Raw genomic sequence first — 19,827 nt, 5'->3', positions numbered from 1 at the left:
CGCGATCCCATGCAAGCGACCCCGGACGACGCCCTGATCGTACTCGACATCGGCAAGACGAACGTCAAGCTGGCCCTGGTCGATGCCGCCGGACGGCTGCTGGCCGAACGGCGCCGGCCCAACACGATCCTGCACGACGGCCCCTATCCGCACCACGATACCGACGGCATCTGGGACTGGATGCTGGCCACCTGCCGCGCCTTCGCCGGCCAGGCGCGGGTGACGGCGATCGTGCCTGTGACCCACGGCGCCACCGCCGCCCTGGTCGACGACGACGGCCTGGTGCTGCCGGTGCTCGACTACGAGGCGGAGCTGCCGGGGCTTGACTACGCCGCGCTACGGCCGGCCTATGCGCAGACCTACTCTCCACTGCTGCCGTCTGGCCTGAATCTCGGCCGCCAGCTGGCCTGGCTGCAGCAGCAGCACCCGGAAGCCTTCGCGCGGACGCGCCACATCCTGATGTACCCGCAGTACTGGGCCTGGCGCCTGTGCGGCGTGGCGGCCGGTGAAGCGACGTCGCTCGGCTGCCATACCGATATGTGGGACCCGGTGCGCCAGGACTATTCGTCGCTGGTGACGCGCATGGGTTGGGAGCCGCAGCTGCCGCCGCTGGCGTCGGCCTGGACCGCGCTCGGCGTGCTGCGTCCCGAGGTCGCGCAAGCCACCGGGCTGGCGCCCGACTGCGAAGTCCTCTGCGGCATCCACGACAGCAACGCATCGCTGCTGCGCCACCTGGGCCGCGACGGCGCCACCGCACCGCGTACCGTGCTGTCGACCGGCACCTGGCTGATCGCCGCGGCCTTCGGCGCTAGCCTGGACGGCCTGCGCGAGGATGCCGACATGCTGGCCAATACCAACGCACTCGGCCAGCCGGTAGCCTGCATGCGCTTCATGGGCGGCCGCGAATTCGGCGCACTGGCCGGCGACCAGCCAGGCACTTGTTCATTCGAGCAGCTCGAACGCCTGATCGCGCGCGGCACGATGGCGCTGCCGGGCTTCGCCGACGGCGGCGGCCCGTTCGCAGGCCGGCAAGGCCATATCAAAGGACCGCCTCCGCTCGACGTCGGCGAACGCTTCGCACTCGCCACGCTGTACTGCGTGCTAATGACCGACTACTGCCTCGACGCGCTCGGCGCCCGCGGCCCGATCACGGTCGAAGGCGCCTTCACCGCCAACCCCTGGTTCGGCCCCCTGCTGGCCAGCCTGCGCCCCCACCAGGCCCTGGCCTATTCCGACGACGCCAGCGGCACCACCTGCGGCGGCTGGCTCCTGCGCTACCGCGACGCCACCCCACCCACCCAACACCAGCCCAAGCCCCCCCGCACCGTCACCGGCCTCTCCGCCTACCGCACAGCTTGGCGCGCCGCCCTCTCCACACCCACCCCGCACCTATCCCACGCTCAATAACCCAACAATCAGGGTCAGAGTAAAATTATTGACCAATTGATTTACTGAAGTTGTCAAACAATTCGACTCCGACCCTATTTGCTTGAGCCCTACCGCAGGCCTCTTTTCGGGCAAACGTCAAGGCCGACGGCCACGACCTTCTCTGGCGACAACTTAAATGCGCAAGCGTCATTAATCGACACGTCGCAAGGCTCCAATGAGGGTCAGAGTAAAATTTCCGAGCAATTGCTCACCAAATTAATAGGGTCAGTGTCGAATTATTGGCCAATTGATTTACTGAAGTTGGCAAACAATTCGACACTGACCCTATTTATTGGTTGGATAGGAAGCGCTATTTTGGGGGTGGTTCGTCCTGGCCTTTCATGATCTCGAGGGGGACGCCGCCGCGGGTGGTGCGCAGGGGGAGGAGCTTGATGGGCTCCAGGGCGTTGTCGGGGCGGCCGTCGGTGGTTACTGCGAGCGCGACTGTGTTTTCGCCGTTCGGATTCAGGATGCCTGGAGGGATGACGAAGGTGCGTTGGGGGCCGATGTGGGCGATGAATTGGCCCATGTTCCAGCCGTTGACGAAGATCAGGGCGCGGTTGTCGCGGTCGGAGCGGGGCTTGGCGGTGTCGCCGAAGGCCAGGGCCAGCTGGACGTCGTGGTCGCGCGGCAGGTCGAGCTTGAATTGCGTGCGCAGCCAGTAGGTGCCGGCGGCTGGTGGGGCGTCGGTCGGACGCGTCGACTGCCAACCCTGGGACGGGGACGATGGCAGGTGCCAGCCGGCGCGCTCGCCGTACAGGCCGCCGTTGTTCATTGGGCCGCGCACGCGGTCGACCAGCTCCTCGCCGCCCTGGCGGCCCTGGATGCGCCAGGCGATCGGCGTGCCGAAGCGCTGGCCGCCGCGGCTCGTCAGCGAGGCCGAGATCAGGCCCCGCGCCTCGCGGTGGAAGTCGTCCGCCATCAGGTTCCAGTTATGGCCGTTGTTGCGCACCATGACCGCGATCACGTGCTCGCCCGGCGTCAGCTTGCCCAGGTCGAGCTTCACGCTGTCGGTCGTCTCCGGGAACGAGCGGCCGGTGTCCAGCTCGTGCTGGCCGACGAAGCGGCCGTCGATCCATACCTGGATCATGCCGGCGCCGCCGGCTCCGTAGAACAGCTCGAGCTGGTTGGCTTTCGGGTCGCTGCTGGTGAAGCGTCCGCGATACCAGACGTCGCCGTGGTGGAAGCCGTAGTCGCTCATCGCCAGCGTTGGCTGGCCGCGTTCCGGCATGGTCCAGGTCTGGGCCGCCGACGGACGCCGGTCGGCCTGCACCCAGGCGCTGTCGTCGAAACGCGGCGCTGCTTCCAGGCTGTCCATGCGACGGGTCCAGGCCAGGCGGGCCAGGTCCGGCACGCGCACCGCATCCGGGCCCTTCAGGCCGGCCGCGCGTACGCTGCCATCCGGCTGGCGCGTCAGCGCCAGTGCCTGGCCATTGAAGCTGGCCGTCTCGAACGCCGGTCCCCAGATCTCGATGGCGCCATCCTGGTCGGCGTCGCCCGTCATGGCCAACGCGCCGCCGGCGAGCCGCGCCGAGCGCACTAGCGCCGGCGTCAGCTGCAAGGCGCGACCGGCCCCGGTGTCCTGGGTCCAGAAACGCATGCTGGTCTGTTCGTCCGCCAGCAGGAGCAGCAACGGGGCCCGTCCGCCGCCCGAGATGCGGACTCGCGCCAGCCCCTCGTGCACGTAATTCAGCACCAGATCGCCCTTGGCTGCGTCCCAGCGCGATTGCACCCGGCCCGCCAGCACCTCGACCTTGGGCGCGCTGGCGTAGCGCAGCGCGGTCTCACCCTCCAGGCCATCGCGCCCGTGCAGCAGCGCGATGTCGCGCGCGCCGTCGCGCAGGTGGGTCTGCAGCTCGGAGGTCGAATACACCAGGCGCTGGCGTTCCATGTCGTAGGACGCCAGCAGCATGCGCGCGTCCTGGCCGCGCAGAAGCGACGCCACCGTGTACTCGCCGTCGCGCGTGGCCAGCCTGACGCTGAAGCGCTCTTCTCCCTTGCCGTCGGTGGGATTGTGGGCCGCGAACACCACATGGGTGCCGAGGCGCTTGTTGACGTTGTGGTAGACCTTGACCTTGCCGTCCACGGGCGCCAGCGATGGCCCTTTGTCCATCTCGGCCAGCACCGCCTCGGCGGCCTGCACGAACATGCCCTGCTGCTTGAGCGCATAGGCCTTGGGACGCAGGCCGCGGTCTTCCGAGATCGCCGCGCCGTAGTCGTACGAGGTATAGACCACCGGGCCGGCCAGCCAGCCCCACGACGTGCCGCCGAAGGTCATGTAGACGTTGTGGATCGTGATCCGGTTGATCAGATTGGTGCCGTAGAACACCCGCTGGTAGCCCTTGCCCTGGCGCTCGGCGGTGCAGGCATAGGTGCCGTTCGAGCCCCAGTAGTCGAACCAGCCGCCGCCCAGTTCCGCCGCGAAGCCTGGCGTCGCGGGGGAAGACAGCGCGCCCGCGCGCGGGCCCGGCGCGCCGTAGATGCCCCAGTCGGGCGCCTTGTTGGCGCCCGCGGGACTGGCGTGCACGTCGCAGCTGCCGCCCGGGTAGCCGTCAAAGGCGTAGATGTCGGTCGGGCCGGGATTGGCCCATGCCGCGCTGGATTCCTTCGGCGTCCAGTCCGGAAGGCGGCCGGCGGAGTTGTGGAAGAACGGCACCGTGATGCCGTCGCTGCGCGCCTTGCGCGCCAGGTGCTCCATCTGGCGTACGTGCTTGGGCTCCACCTTGCCTAACTCGTTTTCGAGCTGATAGGCGATCACGTTGCCGCCGCCATCGGTGACCTGGTGGCGCGCAATGATCGCATTCACCTGGGTCATCCACTCGTCCACCGCCGCCAGGTACACCGGATCGTCGGTGCGCGCTTCGCCGCGGTTGCGGAACATCCAGCCTGGATAGCCGCCGCCGGTCAGTTCCGAATTGATGTAAGGGCCAGTGCGCGCGATGATGTACATGCCCTCCTCTTTCGCGATCTGCAGCGCGCGCTCGACGTTGCGGATGCCGGAGAAATCGTAGACGCCTGGCGCCGGCGAATGGTAGCCCCAGTCGAAATAGAAGGCCACGCCGTTGAAGCCCAGCGCCTTCATCTTTTGCATCACGTCGCGCCACAGGGCCGGATTCGGCAGGCGGAACGGATGGATCTCGCCCGACCACACCACCACCCGCTTGTCGTCGATCTTGAGCGAGTACTGGTCCCAGCTCACCTTGCGCGGCTGGCCCTTGGGCGCGGACACGCTGGCCAGCGCCTTGCCATCGGCAGCCAGCGCGCCGAAACCTGACGCCATCGCGGCAGTGCCGGTCAGGCGCCGCCGTTCACTCCAGCTGCGGCCCCCATCGAGGCTGTCGGCATGCCATGCGCGCCGGCCGGCATCGCTGCCATACAGGCGCAGGGCCGGGCCATGACGCACCAGGGCCGCCGCCGTCACGCCGGCGCCGAATTTATCCAGGGTGGCGTCGATCTTCCACGGGCCGGCCAGGGCGCCGGCGCGCGCCAGCGCAAGCCGGCCGCCCTGCTGGCGCGCCACCGCCACATAGCCTTCGCCGTCTAGCAGCACGGTCGCGTCGAGGTGGCCGGCCAGCCCTTCCAGCCGCCGTGGCGCCGACCAGTTGGTCATTTGCGCATCCGGCACGGTCACGTGGATGCCCCCGGCGCTCGTGAACACGAGCTTGAGCGTACCATCGCGCTCGCGCACCCAGCCAGGCTTGCCGGCCTGGCCGGCACCGCCCAGCGGAATGTCGCGCACGAATTCCCATTGGCGCAGATCCGGGGAACGGGCCAGGCCAATGCCGCCCGAGCCGTTCGCATACGCCAGGTAGTAGCGACCGTCGGTGTGCTGCGCCAGCGCCAGATCGCGCAGGGCGCCGGATGGCGGCGTCCAGGCCTCGGAAGCCAGCGAGGTGAAATCGGCGCCGTCGTTTGACACCAGGATGCTCAGGGCGTTGGCCGCGCCGGCCGTCAGCGCCGGCATCAGGACCACTTGGCCGGCGCTGTCGCCGGCCTTGGCGGCGTCACGCGCCGCCTGCATGCCCGAACCTTGGGGAATGCCGAGTTCCTGGGCCGATACCAGTCCAGCCGTGCACAGGGCGGCGCAGGCCGTCGCCATCGATTGATACCACTTCATACTGCACTCCTTTGCTGCGAATCGTCGTCCAGAACATCAACGTTCTTCATTGATTCCCTACCTCTCTATCGGCGACCGGTTCGCCGAAGTCCGGCATGCCATCGGCACGCCAGCCGATCGCCTGCGCGCGCGTATGACGGTTCGGGTCGCGCAGCGGTTCGCCCACGATGTCACGATAGTTGCGCGCATGGTAGACCAGGATGTCGGTCTTGCCGTCCGGGCTGGTGGTAAAGCTGTTGTGGCCCGGTCCATACTGGCCAGCCTTCTCGCTGCTGCGCAGCACCGGTTGCCGCGACTTGGTCCACGACGCCGAGTCGAGCAGGTCGGCGTCCTCTTTCGCCCACAACAGGCCGAGCGCATAGTTGGCGTCGGTCGCGCTGGCCGAATACGTCATCAGCACGCGGCCATTCCTGACCAGCACTGCCGGTGCTTCGTTGACCCAATGTCCGATCTTTTCCCAGGCGTGTTCAGGGCGCGTCAGCAGCACCGCCGGCTGGCGGATCGCCAGCGGCCCGTCCATCTGCGCCAGGTAGATATTGGTGCCCTTGCTGCCATCCGGCGCGACCTGGGTCCATGAGAGATAGCGCTGGCCGCGGTGCGCGAAGGTGGTGGCGTCGAGGGCGAAGCTCTCCCAGCCGGTCTTGAGCTGGCCGCGCTCGATCCATTCGCCCTCGAACGGATTCGCTGCGCTGTTCTCCAGCACGTACAGCCGGATCTCCCACACCTTGTCGGCGCGACCGGCACTGAAGTACAGATACCACTTGCCATCGATGCGGTGCAGCTCGGGCGCCCAGATATGTGCCCCCATCTCGCCGCTGGCGTGCTTTTTCCAGACCACCTTACCCTCGGCCTTGCCGAGTGCGTTGAGACTGCGCGCGCGGCGCAGTTCGATGCGGTCGTATTCGGGCGCCGTGGCCGTAAAGTAGTACCAGCCATCAGGATGCAGCGTGACGTGGGGATCGGCGCGCTGGCGCACCAAGGGATTGGCGAATCCGGCGTCAGGCTCGGGGGCGGATGGCGCCTGGCAGCCGGCCAACGCCAGCAGCATGCACAGTACCGGCAGTGCAATGGGTTTCATGGAGTCCTCTCAAGCGAAAAAGCCAGCCACCCCATCAAGGGCGGCTGGCTGCAGACATCAGGGAAGGGATCAGATCTTGACGCCCAGGGTCAGGAAGTAGCGGCGTCCCGACCAGGCCAGTTCGTTGATCCGGAACGGGTCGCCCGCATCGCTACGCTGCACTTCGTCGGTCAGGTTCTTGCCTTCCAGCGCGAGCGACACGCGGTCGTTGAAGCGCCACTGGATCTTCGCATCGAGGAAACCGGTCTTTTCCTGGAACACCGGATTGCCCGAGACGTCGTTGGCGCCGGTGAAGAAGCGGTCGCGGTAGGTATAAGCCAGGCGCGCATTGACCGGACCCTGGTCATACCACAGCGAGAGATTGTAGGCGCTCTTCGACATGCCGGGATACGGCAGCACGGTGTCGTCGAGCAGGTTCAGGCGCTCCTTGCCCGGCGCGTACTTGAAGTCCATGCGGGTGTAGTTGGCGTCGACGCCGAAGCCGCTCAGCCAGCCCGGCAGGAAGGTCAGCGCGGTACGGCCGGCCAGCTCGATGCCCTTGGTGGTGGCGCCCTCGCCGTTGACGGCCTGGGTGACGTTGAAGCGCTGGCCATTCTTGAAGATGTCGACGTCGCGGGTGAGCACGCGCTCGATCACATAGCTCGAGATGTCCTTCTCGAACACCGCCAGCGACAGCTGGCTGTCCGGGGTCGGGTAGTACTCGAGGCTGAAGTCGCTGTTGGTCGAACGGTAGGGCTTCAGCTCCGGATTGCCGGCGGTGCAGGTATCGACGCCTTCGCCGCCGAACTGTGGATTGCCGCTGCCCAGGACGCAGGTGGCGTTCGGCGCCAGCAGGTCCATGCGCGGACGCGCCATCGCCTTGGCCCAGCCGACACGGGCCAGGAACTTGTTGTCGATGAACCAGAAGGCGCCATTAAAGCTCGGCAGCCAGTCGTGATAGGTGTTGTCGATCGTGACTACCCCATTACTCATGACGACGTCGGTGTAGGTCGAGGAGCCGGGCGAGGTTGCGGTACGCACCGAGTAGCGCTGCAGGCCCGAGGACTTGTTGTCGGTGCGGGTGTAGCGCATGCCGATATTGCCGTCGACCTCATAGCCGAACAGCTGGGTGGCCCAGTCCAGTCGCAGATAGGTGGCGGCGATCTTCTCTTCCACGCCGAACGCCGGGATCTGCGCATAGGTGTTGCCGTCGCTGCCAGGCGAGTTATACAGGTAGTCGTGGTTGAAGGCCGAGGTGTCGAAGTACGGCGCGGCGTTCGCAAACACCGGCGACATCCAGCCCGACGGCATGCCCTTGACGTCCCCCAGGCCGCCGAAGAACGTGCCGGGCGAGCGGCCGCTGACGGCGTTGATCAGCGCCGCCATCTGGGCCGCATTCATGTAGCTGGTCGAGTAACCCGAGTTGATGAAGGACTGCGCGTCGTTCGGACGCTGCGCGCCGCCGGTATAGAACGGATCGTAGATGGCGGTCTGGTTGACGTTGGCGCCGCGCACATTGATGTCGTCGGCCGTGGAGCTCAGATTGGCGCCATTGCTGGCGAGGTAGCCGCCACCGTTGTACTGCGTCGATTCGGCCTTGCGCGCCTGGGCGCCGAACGACACCCTGGTGAAGAACGGCGTGGTGAGGCGGTAGCGCAGGTCGATCTTGGCCTGGTCTTCCTGGTTCTTGGTCTCGCTCGGGCGGTACTGGAGCTGGGCCTGGACGTAGGAAGCCGGGTCGTCCGGGCTGTAGCCGGCCGGGAAGGTAAAGCGCGGCAGGCCCTGGTCGTCCAGCGTCACCTTCAGTCCCGGCGCATTCTGGGTCAGCGCGATATTGTTGCTGTCGCTGTCGTACATCGAGCGCGAGGTGCCGAACAGGCCCTCCATCTCGAGCCGGTCGCGCTTGTACAGGAAGCCCGATGTGGTATAGCGCGAATCGATGTCGAGCTGGAAGTCGCGCGCCGAAGTGCCGAAGGCACCCTGCCCGCCGCGGCCTGCCGCGTACAGGCAGTTGCCGACGGTGTAGGACGTAACGTGGTGGTTCGTGATCACCATATCGTCCGGCGTGGTGGCCGCCGGGACGCAAGTGCCGACCGTGGTCGGCACGCCGGTGGCCGGGTTGTAGACCGGCGCCTGGCCGGCGTTTGCCAGGCGATTCGCATCCGGGAAGTCGGTGCCGAAATTACGGTCGTTCAGGCGCTGGCGCTGGGTATTGGCCTGGTAACTGACCCAGGCATTGAAGTTCTTGCTGAATTCGTACTGCGCGGTGACCTCGCCCGACGAGCGCTTGTGGTCGCGGGTCCAGATGCCGTAGCGCGCAATGCCCGGCGAGTAGTCGAACCACTGGCGGCGGCAGGCATCCGCCTGGGCGCTGGTCAGACCCGAGGTGGCGCAGCTGGCCGCATCGCCGATCCCGGCCAGGCGCGGATCGGTGCTGACCACCGTCTTCTCGGGCGACCTGTCCCAGTCCTGGATAAAGCGCCACGATGTGTTGCGCGCGTAGTCGTTGCGTGTGTGAACCTCGTCGTACACGAAGTTGGCCATCAGCCCCAGCTTGCCGTCCAGGTATTTGTCGGCCATGTACAGGTTGCCGCGCGGTTGCACGCCGCCGCGCGAGGTCGAATGCTCGGCCGCGATGCTGGTGCCGATGGTCGGTTCCTTGAAATCGAGCGGCTTGCGGGTCTTGATCGACACCGAGCCGCCGACGCCGCCCTCGGTCATGTCCGCGGTGATGCCTTTATAGACGTCGATCGAGCCGATCAGCTCCGACGCCAGCTCGCGCAGCTCGGCGCCGCGACCGGCGCCGCCGCCGGTGCCCAGCACCGACATGCCGTTGATCTCGATGCGGTTCAAGTCAGGCTCGACGCCGCGGATCGAGATCTGCGAGCCTTCACCAAAGTCGCGCGACAACTGCACGCCGGTCACGCGCGACAGCGCTTCGCCCACGTTCTTGTCGGGGAACTGGCCGATGTCTTCGGCCACGATGGAATCGGATACGGTGCTGGCGCGCAGCTTGCGGTCGATGGCCGAGGCCACCGAGCGGCGCGTGCCGGCGATGTGGACCACCGCTGGCGCGGTCGCCGCATCGCCGATGGTGGTTGGCGGCGCGCTGGCCGAAGGTGCGGTGGAAGGTGCGGTCTGGGCGGCTTCCTGCGCCATCGCGCCATGCGCGGCCAGGATGGCGATTGCTGCTGCTACCGCGCGCGCGCAGCGGGTCGGGTGAAGCACTTGCGTGCGTGTCGTTGCATGGTTCATCGGTCGTCTCCAAGGGCTCTGTTTTAGGTGTACTGCTTGGCCTTGAAAACATTCTATGTGCGTATAGTTGCCTGATCCCATATGGCATTGAAAGAATCATGCACCTGATCGAAAGCGGCACTTCCAACCGGGAATCGCTCAATCGATTGAGCGATTCCCGGGATGTGCATGGTGCGTAAGCCGCACTGCACGCATCAGGGCAGCTCGTAGAACTCGGCTTCGACGATCGATAGCTGCGAGCGCGCGACCTGCTGCGCGCCGGTGTCGGCATTGGCCTGGTTGGCCACTTCGAGCATCCGGATCGCTCCCGCGTCATCAGCCTGTCCGTCGAGCGCGATCGTCACCTCGCTGCCGTGGCGCGGGGCCAGCGACAAGGTGACATAACCGAGGTTCTTCGGCGTCGTGCCCCGGTACACTTCGGCGCCATCGACGAGCACGCGCAGCGGATAGCTGCGCTCGCGCCATCCGGTCAGCTTCAGGACCAGCTCGCGCAACAGCGCCGGCCGCGCCAGGCGATACGTGATCTCGGCCGGCGCACCGGGTTCGTTGGCCCAGCTCGTGGTCTCGTCATCGTCGACCGACAGCGCGGCGCGCTCGCCGTTGCTGGCCGCGGTGCTGCCTGCCACCGGCACCGCGATGCGCGATGGTGCGAACGATGGCGTCAACGGCGTCGGGCCGCGTGCGAAGCGCAGCGGTGGCGGCGCCGGCAGCGCCGCCAGGCCGCCGCTGACCGCGACCGGTGCCGACGCCAGCGTGAATTCAGCTGGGGCCAGCCCGTCGGCGCGGGCCCGCAGCAGGATCTCGCCAGCCTGGGTCGTGCTGCGTACGAGGACGCGGTTCACGCCACCTTCCAGCGGCAGCACGCGCGCCAGCACGTGGTTGCCAGGCCCCTGCGCGATCCCGCCGCGCCATTCGGCCGGCCCTGCCAGTTCGAAGTGCACGGTGTCGAGCGCCACCGGATTGCGCCGGCCGGCGGCATCGACCGCCTCCACCTGCACCAGGGCCAGGTCGGCGCCGTCGGCGCGCAAGCCATGTGGGGACGGGATCGCCGACAGGCGCAGGGCGACCGCCGGCCCGGCGGTCATGAGCACCGCCTCGCACACCTGCCGCCCGCGCGCGTCAAAACCCACCGCTTTCAGTTCGCCCGCCTCGAACGCCACCGCATCGAAGGTAAAGGTGAAGCGGTCGCTCTGGCGCGCAGGTCCGAGGTCGCGGCCATTGAGCGTCAGCCTGACCTGCTCGGCGCTGGAGATGACGTGCACCGGCTTGACCGTCCCCGCGGCATAGTTCCAGTGCCCGACGATATGGGCGCGCGGGCGCTCGACGTCGACCCAGCCGTCCCACATCACCTGGTGCGCGAAGAACGCGTCCTTCGGGATGCGCATCGCGTCCACCTCGCCGCTGCGGCGGTAGTTTTCGGCGCCGCGGTGGTGGGTATTACTGTCGGAGAAGATGATGTTGACGCCGCCGCTCGAGACGCGCTTGCCGGTGCCGGGACGCTCGCGCCAGTAATCGTGCCAGCGGCGCACCGTCTCGAGCGCGAAGCTGTCGCCGTTGCGGTTATAGGTGGCCGCGCTCTGCCCCTTGTGCGGTGGGCCATCGCCGTCCTTGTGGAATGGCGGCGAGAAATCGTCCCAGAACTTTCGCGCTCCCTCGTCGCGCATGTATTCCATGGCCCACATCGGATTGCGCGCGCTCTTGTTAATGTACAGCATCTCGCCGCCGTACTCGGCGACCTCCTGCAACTCGCCGCCCAGCATCTCGCGGCTGCCGGCGGCGCGCCCGCCGTGCGGGTCGTAGCGGTCGCGCAGCGCCCGCATCTCGGCCATGTGGCCCGCGCTCACGCCCTTGTTGCCGGACTCGTAGAACAGGATGCTGGGGTTGTTGCGAAAATAGACGATCGCATCGCGCATCGCCTCCACGCGCTGGCCCCAGCGCCGGTCGCCGACGTCGCGCTCCGAATCGCCGGCCGGCATGGCCTGGATCAGGCCGACGCGGTCGAGCGACTCGACGTCCTGGCGCCAGGGAGCCACGTGCATCCAGCGTATCAGGTTGGCATTGCTCTCCACCGCCAGGCCGTTGCTGTAGTCGCTCAGCCAGGGCGGCACCGACACGCCCACCGCCGGCCACTCGTTCGAGGTCCGTTGGGCGTAGCCCTTCATCTGCAGCACGCGGTCGTTGAGCTTGACCATGCCGTCGCCGAACCCAGTCTTGCGAAAGCCGGTGCGGGTGACGACGCTGTCGAGCGCCTTGCCGTCGACCCTGAGGGTGGTGACCACGTCATACAGGTAGCCGTAGCCCCAGCTCCAGAAATGCAGACCCTCGACCTTCGCGCCGGCGCGGGCGGTGACGGTGGCGCCGGCGGCGACGGTCTGCGGCGGGGCCGCGAAACGGGCGACCGCCTTGCCGTCCTTGTCGCGCACTTCCACTTCATACGTGAAGCTGCGCACTTGGTGTGACCCATTATGCACCTCGGATTCTGCTGTCACCGTTGCGCTGCGGCCCGGGATATCGAAATCGCGCGCGTAAACGTACACGCCGGTGGTACCGAGGTTCGACAACAGGGGCAGCGTCTGGTACAGCGATTCGGTGACGTGCAGGCGCACGTTCTTGGGAAGGCCACCGTAGTTGGCGTTGAAATTGCGGTCGGCCCACTGGTAGCGCTGGCCGGTGGCCTGCTCACGGTAGTCCCAGCGATTGTCGGTACGCACCGCCACCACGTTCTCGCCCGCGACCATCGCGGGGCCGATATCGAAGCCGAAGGCTGTCACCCCATTCTCGTGCAGGCCGATGCGGCGACCGTTGACGAACACCTCGGCCGCCTGGCGCGCGCCTTCGAACTCGATGAATACCTTCTGCCCGGGCGCGCGGTCTTCTATGCTGAAGCGCTTGCGGTACCAGGCGATCCCGGTCGAATGGTCGACGATGTCCCTGGCATAGGCGTCGTCTTCGTTCCAGGCGCGCGGCAAGGTAACCGGCTTCCAGGCGCCGTCGTCGAAACCCGGCTGGTGGGCGCCGGCAGGGTCGCCGACCGTCAGCTTCCAGCCGGGGTTGAAATCGTATTGGGCCCGCGCGGCCCAGGCAGGCGTGGCTGCCGATGCAGCGGCCAACAGGGCGATCAGGGCCAGTGCGGTGCGATCCATGTATGTCTCCATCCGGCTAATGTATTAGTGCGCCAGTGCCGGTATTGTTCAGCATCCAGACCCGCCTGTGCGGCCCGATCTCGAATCACTCAACATCGTGACCGATCGCGTCATCCGGATTGACGGGCGCGCCGAATCATCCGGTAATGGCGGCCTTGACGTATTTCATTCACCAGCAGCGACATCATGAGCAAACCATTCAAACGCATCCTCCTCACCGGCGCGGGCGGCAACCTGGGCCGCCGCCTGCGCGAGCGCCTGCACGACTTCGCCGACATCGTGCGCCTGGCCGACGTGGCCGATATCGGCCCCGCCGGCCCTGACGAGGAAGTGGTGCAGTGCGACCTGGCCGACCGCGCGCAGGTGATGCGCATGTGCGAGGGCGTCGACGCAGTGCTGCACTTCGGGGGCGTGTCGACCGAGGTCGAGTTCGCGCCCATCATGCAGGCCAATATCCTGGGCATGGTCAATCTCTATGAAGCGGTGCACAAGCTTGGCATCCGGCGCGTCGTCTTCGCCAGCAGCAACCACACGATGGGCATGTACGAGACGAGCCAGCGGGTCGACGCCGGCATGCTGCCGCGTGCCGACGGTTACTATGGCCTGTCGAAAGTCTGGGGCGAGAACCTGTCGCGCTATTACTGGGACCGCTTCGGGGTGGAGACCGTCTGCATCCGCATCGGCTACTGCTTCCCCGAGCCGGTCACCCACCGCCAGATGGTCACCTGGCTCAGCCTGGACGACCTGGTCGAACTGCTGCGGCGCGCGCTGGTCACGCCGCGCGTCGGCCACACCATCGCCTTTGGCGTCTCCGACAATCCGGGGCGCTGGTGGGATGACCGCGAGGCGCGCCACCTGGCGTTCCAGGCCGGGGACAGCTCGGCGCGGTTCACCGTCGATGGCGGCCAGCCGTTCGCCTATCCGCCGCAGGACGACCTGAGCACCTTCCTGCAGGGTGGCGCGTTCGTCACCACCGGTCCGAAATATCCGCAATAAGGCCTCGATGAAGATTCCCGGCCTGCTTGCCATTGCCGCGCTGCTGAGTGGCGGCGCTGCCCATGCCCAGCCATTCGCGCTGGACCGCGACGGCGCCCTGCCCCTGCTCGTTACCGACGGCAGTGCTACCACCCGCCTGGCCGCCGACCTGCTGGGCCGCGACCTGGAGGCGTTGACCGGCTTAGCCGGCCGGCGCGTGGAACGACTTGGCGACTGCCCGCAACGCTGCATCGTGATCGGCAGCGCCGACACCGCGCTGGTGCGTGAGGTCGCCGGCGCCATCGGCGCCGACCTGGCGCCGCTCGCCGGTCAGCGCGAGCGCTACGTCCGCGCCATGGGCCGCGCCGACGGACGCGAGGTACTGCTGATCGCCGGCGCCGACCGGCGCGGCGCCGTGTACGGCGTGGTCGACGCCTCGCGCGAACTGGGCATCTCGCCCTGGGAATGGTGGGCCGACGTCAGGCCGGCGCGCAAGACAGGGCTCACGCTCGACGGTGCGCAGCGCCTGTCCCCCGCGCCCTCGGTGACCTGGCGCGGGATCTTCATCAACGACGAGGACTGGGGCTTGCAACCGTGGGCCGCCAAAACCCACGATCCCGCAAAGGACATCGGCCCGCGCACCTATTCCCGCGTATTCGAACTGATGTGGCGCCTGAAAGCCAACTTGCTCTGGCCCGCGATGCATGACAGCACCAAGGCCTTCTACACGATCACCGGCAATGCCCAGGCAGCCGACGATTACGCGATCGTGATCGGCACCTCGCACGCTGAGCCGATGATGCGCAATAACGTCGGCGAATGGCGGGCCGGCTTCGGAGAATTCAACTGGTTCACCAACCGCGACGCCCTGCTGGGCTACTGGCGGCAGCGCGTGGATGAGGTCAAGGGCTACGAGAACGTCTACACCCTCGGCCTGCGCGGCGTGCACGATTCGGCCATGGAAGGCGCCAGCGGGCCGGACCAGGCCCGCGCCACGGTGGAAGAAGTCATCACTGCGCAGCGCGCGATACTGTCGCGCAGCATCGGCCAGAACCCCGACCGCATCCCGCAGGCGTTCACGATGTACAAGGAGGTGCTGGACTACTACAACCGCGGCCTGCAGGTGCCGGACGATGTCACCCTGGTCTGGCCCGAGGATAACTACGGCTACCTGAACCAGCTCGGCACGGCGCGCGAACGCGCGCGTAGCGGCGGCAATGGGATCTATTACCACGTGTCGTACTGGGGCCGCCCGCACGACTACCTGTGGCTCGGCACCACCCACCCGACGCTGATCCGCGACCAGCTCCAGCGCGCCTGGGCCACCGGCGCGCATCACCTGTGGATGCTGAACGTGGGCGACATCAAGCCCAACGAATACCTGGCCGAGTACTTCCTCGACGCCGCCTTCGACGCCAGGGTGCTTGGACAGGAGCCGGCGCGCCACCTGTCCGCCTGGGCCGGACGGCAGTTCGGCGCCGCCCACGGCGAGGAAGTCGCGGCGATCAAGCTCGAATACTATCGCCTGGCCTGGGAACGGCGCCCGGAATTCATGGGCTGGAGCCAGACCGAACCCACGCGCCCGGTGCGCACCACCGAATACGTCCGCACCGGCGGCGAGGAAGCCGAGCGGCGCCTGGGCGCCTACCGCGCCCTGGTGCGCCGTGCCGAGGCACTCCAGGACCGGCTGCCGGCGCCGCTACGCGATGCTTACTTTCAGCTGGTGCTGTACCCGTTGCGTTCCAGCGCCAGCCTGAACGAGCGCATCCTGAAGCTCGACCTGGCCGCCGAATACGCGCGTCAGCAGCGGCCGTCATCGAACCTGTACGTGCGCCAGGCGCGACGGGCGCATGCCGCCATCGCGGCCGATGCCGCCGCCTACAACGCCCTGGCGAACGGCAAGTGGGCCCATTTCATGGACGTCGCGCCGCGCCGGCTGCCGGTGTTCGCCGAACCGGTCTACCCGACCTATGACACGTCCACGCGGCGCGGCTGCGGCCTGGTCTACCCGGCGCCGCACTCGGTCGAGTCCAGTCAGCTGGCGGTGCCGGCCGGACGCGCGGTCAGCCGCACGCTGACCCTGGTCAGCCATGGCGGCCAGGACGCCGCCTGGTCGGTCGCTCCCGAGGCGCGCGGCGTGCGACTGGATGCGGCGTCGGGCCGTCTCGACGCCGCCAACGGCCACGAACAGCGCCTGGTGCTGCATGTCGACGGAAGCGCCAGCCCCACGCTCACTCTGCGTTGCGGCGCGCGGGCGCTGAAGGTGAACCTGCAGGCGCATGCCGCCGACACTGCCCTGCCGGGCGAGCGCGAACGCATCGTCGTGCTGCCGGCGGCCAGCGCTTCGATGCCAGCATCGCCCGACTGGGAAGCGCTGCCCGGCCTGGGCACGTCCGGCAAGGCCATGCGCGCGCGCCTGGACCTGCCGTCGCGCGGCCCGGAGACGCTGGCAGGCGTGGCGCCGCTTGAATACCGCTTCCAGACCCGCACTGAAGGCGGCGCCACGCTGCGCCTGGTCGCCGTGCCCGTACATGCACTGACGGCTGAAAACCGCCTGCGCATCGCCGTGCAACTGGACGACGGGCCACTCGAAACCTTCGACTACACGACGGTCGGCCGCAGCGACGAATGGAAGCGCAATGTGCTGGGCAATATGGCGGTGCGCAGCAGCGCGCGGGCGAGGCTTGAGCCAGGCCAGCACACCCTGCGCATCTATGCGCTCGATCCGGGTGTAGTGCTGGACCGCATCGACGTCGTGATGGACGGGGCACCGGAATACTATGGCATGCCGCCTGCTGACTGACGCGGCCCAGGTCGCTCATTACAAAGGCAAACGCAATGCATGAATCGAAAGGAAACGACGAAAAACGCTTTCGAAAGCCTTCGAATAGGCCATTTTACTCATTAATCATCAGTTCGAGCAGAGCGGCTACCCGAAAACGAAAGTTCTGCGGTACTATCGCTGAGCTGGCGCAATGACGCACCACAGCAACGGCGACGGCCTGGCAAACGAGGCTGCGCCCGACTGACAACCACGACCGGGACATGAGACCCCGGCGGCATAGAGACATCGACCCATGACCCCATTCACCACGCTCGACACATTTGTCTTCCTGGTCTACTTCGTGGCCATCTCGGCCTACGGCATCTGGATCTACTGGCGCAAGAAGCGCACCAGCGGCAAAGCCACCCACGACTTCTTCCTGGCCGAAGGGTCCCTCACCTGGTGGGCCATCGGCGCCTCGCTGATCGCCTCGAACATCTCGGCCGAGCAGTTCATCGGCATGAGCGGCTCCGGCTACCGCATCGGCATGGCGATCGCCGTCTATGAACTGATGGCGGCCGTAACCCTGGTGATCGTGGCCGTGTTCTTCATGCCGGTCTACCTCAAGAACCGCATCTACACGATGCCGCAATTCCTCGAGCAGCGCTACGGCAAGGCGGTGGCCACCACCATGGCGGTGTTCTGGCTGGGCCTCTACGTGGTGGTGAACCTCACCGCCATCCTCTACCTCGGCGCGCTGGCGATCAGCAGCATCGCCGGCCTGGACGTGATGGCCTGCATGCTGTTCCTGGCGGTGTTCGCCACCGTGATCACGCTGGGCGGCATGAAGGTGATCGGCTACACCGACGTGGTGCAGGTGCTGTGCCTCGTGATCGGCGGCCTGGTCACCACCTGGATCGCGCTCGACCTGGTGGCGGCGCTGGCCGGCGGCCAGGGCGCGCTGCGCGGCATGAGCGAACTGTATCTGCGCGCCGGCGAGCACTTCGACATGGTGCTGTCGCGCGACAATCCGGCCTATATGGACTTGCCCGGCATGTCGACCATCATCGGCGGCATGCTGATCGTGAACCTCAACTACTGGGGCTGCAACCAGTACATCATCCAGCGCGCGCTCGGCGCCGACCTGCACACGGCGCGCAAGGGCCTGCTGTTCGCGGCCTTCCTGAAGCTCCTGATGCCGATCATCGTCGTCTTGCCGGGCATCGCCGCCTATGCGCTCGACCGCTCGGGCACCCTGGGCGACGCCATGCGTCCGAACGGCGAACTGAATCCGGACCGCGCCTATCCGACCCTGCTCGCCCTGCTCCCGGCCGGCATCAAGGGCCTGGCCTTCGCGGCGCTGACGGCGGCGGTGGTGGCCTCGCTGGCCGGCAAGGCCAACAGCATCGCCACCATCTTCACGCTCGACATCTACAACAAGCACTTCAACCGCGAAGCCAGCGAACAGAAGATGGTGTGGATCGGCCGGGTGTCGGTGGTGGTCTCGATGGCCATCGCCGTGCTGCTGGCGCCACTGATGGGCATCGACAAGAAGGGCGGCTTCCAGTACATCCAGGAATACACCGGCTTCGTCTCGCCCGGCATCCTGGCGATGTTCCTGCTCGGCTTCTACTGGCGCAAGACCACAGCGGCGGCGGCGATGTTCGCCACCATCGGCGGCCTCGTGTTCTCGGTGTTCCTCAAGTTCCTGCCGCTGGCGATGGACCTGTCGTTCCTGGCGCCGATCGGCTTCGCGGTCGACAACGGCGCCGGCGTGTACGAAATCCCCTTCCTCGACCGCATGCTGATCGTGTTCATCATGGTCGTCATCGGCATGGTAGTGATGAGCAAGATGGCCGTGCAGGACGGCACGCTCAAGCGCATGCACATCGACCGTTCGCTGTTCCGCGTCGATGGCGGCTTCGCGCTGGGCTCGGCCGTTATCTGCGTGCTACTGGTCGCCATCTATGGCTTCGGGTGGTAAGCTCGAAACCAACCGACCATGACGATCACGAGGAACGCGATGTTCAATCCTACCGACCACCCGCACCGCCGTTACGATCCGCTCGGCGGCGACTGGGTACTTGTATCTCCCCACCGCGCCAAGCGCCCCTGGCAGGGGCAGCAGGAAGCTCCCGACCGCGCGCCAAGGCCGGCGCACGACCCGGGCTGCTACCTGTGCGCCGGCAATGTGCGCGTCAATGGCGAGCGCAATCCCGACTACCAGGGTACGTATGTGTTCGCGAACGATTTCGCGGCCTTGACACCCGACACCCCGGACGCGCCGCCGGGCCCCGATCCGCTGTTCCAGAGCATGAGTGCGCGCGGTACCAGCCGCGTGATCTGCTTCTCGCCCGACCATGCGAAATCGCTGCCGCAGCTGCCCTTGCCGGCGCTGCGCGGAGTGGTCGACACCTGGTGCGAACAGGCGGCCGAGCTGGGCGCCAGCTACCGCTGGGTCCAGGTGTTCGAGAACAAGGGGGCGGCGATGGGCTGCTCCAATCCGCACCCGCATGGCCAGGTGTGGGCCACCAGCTTCCTGCCCGACCTGCCCGCACGCGAAGACCGCCTGCAGCGCGCCTATCACACCGAGCATGGCCGGCCGCTGCTGCTCGACGTCGCCGAGCGCGAGGCCGAGGCGCGCGAGCGGCTAGTGGTCGAGACCACGCACTGGCTGGCCGTGGTGCCGTACTGGGCGGCCTGGCCGTTCGAGACGCTGCTGCTGCCCCGGTTCCCGGTCCAGCGGCTGGAAGACCTGAACGACGAGCAGCGCACCGACCTGGCGCTCGCCCTCAAGCGCCTGACCACCCGCTACGACAACCTGTTCCAGACCTCGTTCCCGTATTCGATGGGCTGGCACGGCGCGCCGTATGGCGAGGGTGACAATACCCAGGCCTGGCAGCTGCATGCCCACTTCCATCCGCCGCTGCTGCGTTCGGCCTCGGTGCGCAAGTTCATGGTCGGCTTCGAGATGCTGGCCGAGGCCCAGCGCGACCTGACGCCGGAACAGGCGGCCGCCATGCTGCGCGCCGTCTCCGACGAGGTGCACTACCTCGACGCCGTTGACACCTCTGCTTCCAACCCTTGA

Annotated in this window: 9 protein-coding genes; 5 read left to right on the top strand and 4 right to left on the bottom strand. The window is 67.2% G+C overall.

What is annotated here, in order from left to right:
- Nucleotides 1–9: 9 nt before the first annotated feature.
- Nucleotides 10–1,407, top strand: coding sequence for an FGGY-family carbohydrate kinase (locus FVD38_RS18075; protein WP_147936104.1), 1,398 nt, complete (start codon nt 10–12; stop codon nt 1,405–1,407).
- Between the two features lie 331 nt (nt 1,408–1,738).
- On the opposite strand, the gene FVD38_RS18070 is transcribed toward FVD38_RS18075, so the two are convergent.
- The 4 genes from FVD38_RS18070 to FVD38_RS18055 form a co-directional block, all read right to left on the bottom strand.
- The gene (locus FVD38_RS18070) at nt 1,739–5,545 is read right to left on the bottom strand and encodes a beta-galactosidase (protein ID WP_147936103.1); all 3,807 of its coding nucleotides are present in this window, start codon (nt 5,543–5,545) and stop codon (nt 1,739–1,741) included.
- A 46-nt stretch (nt 5,546–5,591) separates the two neighbouring features.
- Nucleotides 5,592–6,623, bottom strand: coding sequence for a glycoside hydrolase family 43 protein (locus tag FVD38_RS18065; RefSeq protein WP_147936102.1), 1,032 nt, complete (start codon nt 6,621–6,623; stop codon nt 5,592–5,594).
- Between the two features lie 69 nt (nt 6,624–6,692).
- Nucleotides 6,693–9,857, bottom strand: coding sequence for a TonB-dependent receptor (locus FVD38_RS18060; protein WP_147936101.1), 3,165 nt, complete (start codon nt 9,855–9,857; stop codon nt 6,693–6,695).
- Nucleotides 9,858–10,051: 194 nt separating this feature from the next.
- The gene (locus FVD38_RS18055; protein ID WP_147936100.1) at nt 10,052–13,000 is read right to left on the bottom strand and encodes a glycoside hydrolase family 2 protein; all 2,949 of its coding nucleotides are present in this window, start codon (nt 12,998–13,000) and stop codon (nt 10,052–10,054) included.
- A 186-nt stretch (nt 13,001–13,186) separates the two neighbouring features.
- Between FVD38_RS18055 and FVD38_RS18050 the strand changes: the two genes are divergently transcribed.
- From FVD38_RS18050 to FVD38_RS18035, 4 genes are all read left to right on the top strand, one after another.
- On the top strand, nt 13,187–13,996 hold the full coding sequence (locus tag FVD38_RS18050; protein WP_222706946.1) for an NAD-dependent epimerase/dehydratase family protein: 810 nt from the start codon (nt 13,187–13,189) through the stop codon (nt 13,994–13,996).
- 7 nt (nt 13,997–14,003) lie between these two features.
- Nucleotides 14,004–16,778: a glycosyl hydrolase 115 family protein gene (locus FVD38_RS18045; protein WP_147936098.1), complete on the top strand. Its 2,775-nt coding sequence runs from the start codon at nt 14,004–14,006 to the stop codon at nt 16,776–16,778.
- 274 nt (nt 16,779–17,052) lie between these two features.
- Nucleotides 17,053–18,723: a sodium:solute symporter family transporter gene (locus FVD38_RS18040; RefSeq protein ID WP_147936097.1), complete on the top strand. Its 1,671-nt coding sequence runs from the start codon at nt 17,053–17,055 to the stop codon at nt 18,721–18,723.
- A gap of 18 nt (nt 18,724–18,741) precedes the next feature.
- Nucleotides 18,742–19,827, top strand: a complete 1,086-nt coding sequence (locus tag FVD38_RS18035) for a UDP-glucose--hexose-1-phosphate uridylyltransferase (RefSeq protein WP_229493782.1) — start codon at nt 18,742–18,744, stop codon at nt 19,825–19,827.

Origin of the sequence: Massilia arenae (assembly GCF_008014745.1) — a bacterium.
Taxonomy (GTDB): domain Bacteria; phylum Pseudomonadota; class Gammaproteobacteria; order Burkholderiales; family Burkholderiaceae_D; genus Telluria; species Telluria arenae.
This window is presented reverse-complemented; position numbering and strand designations above follow the sequence as displayed.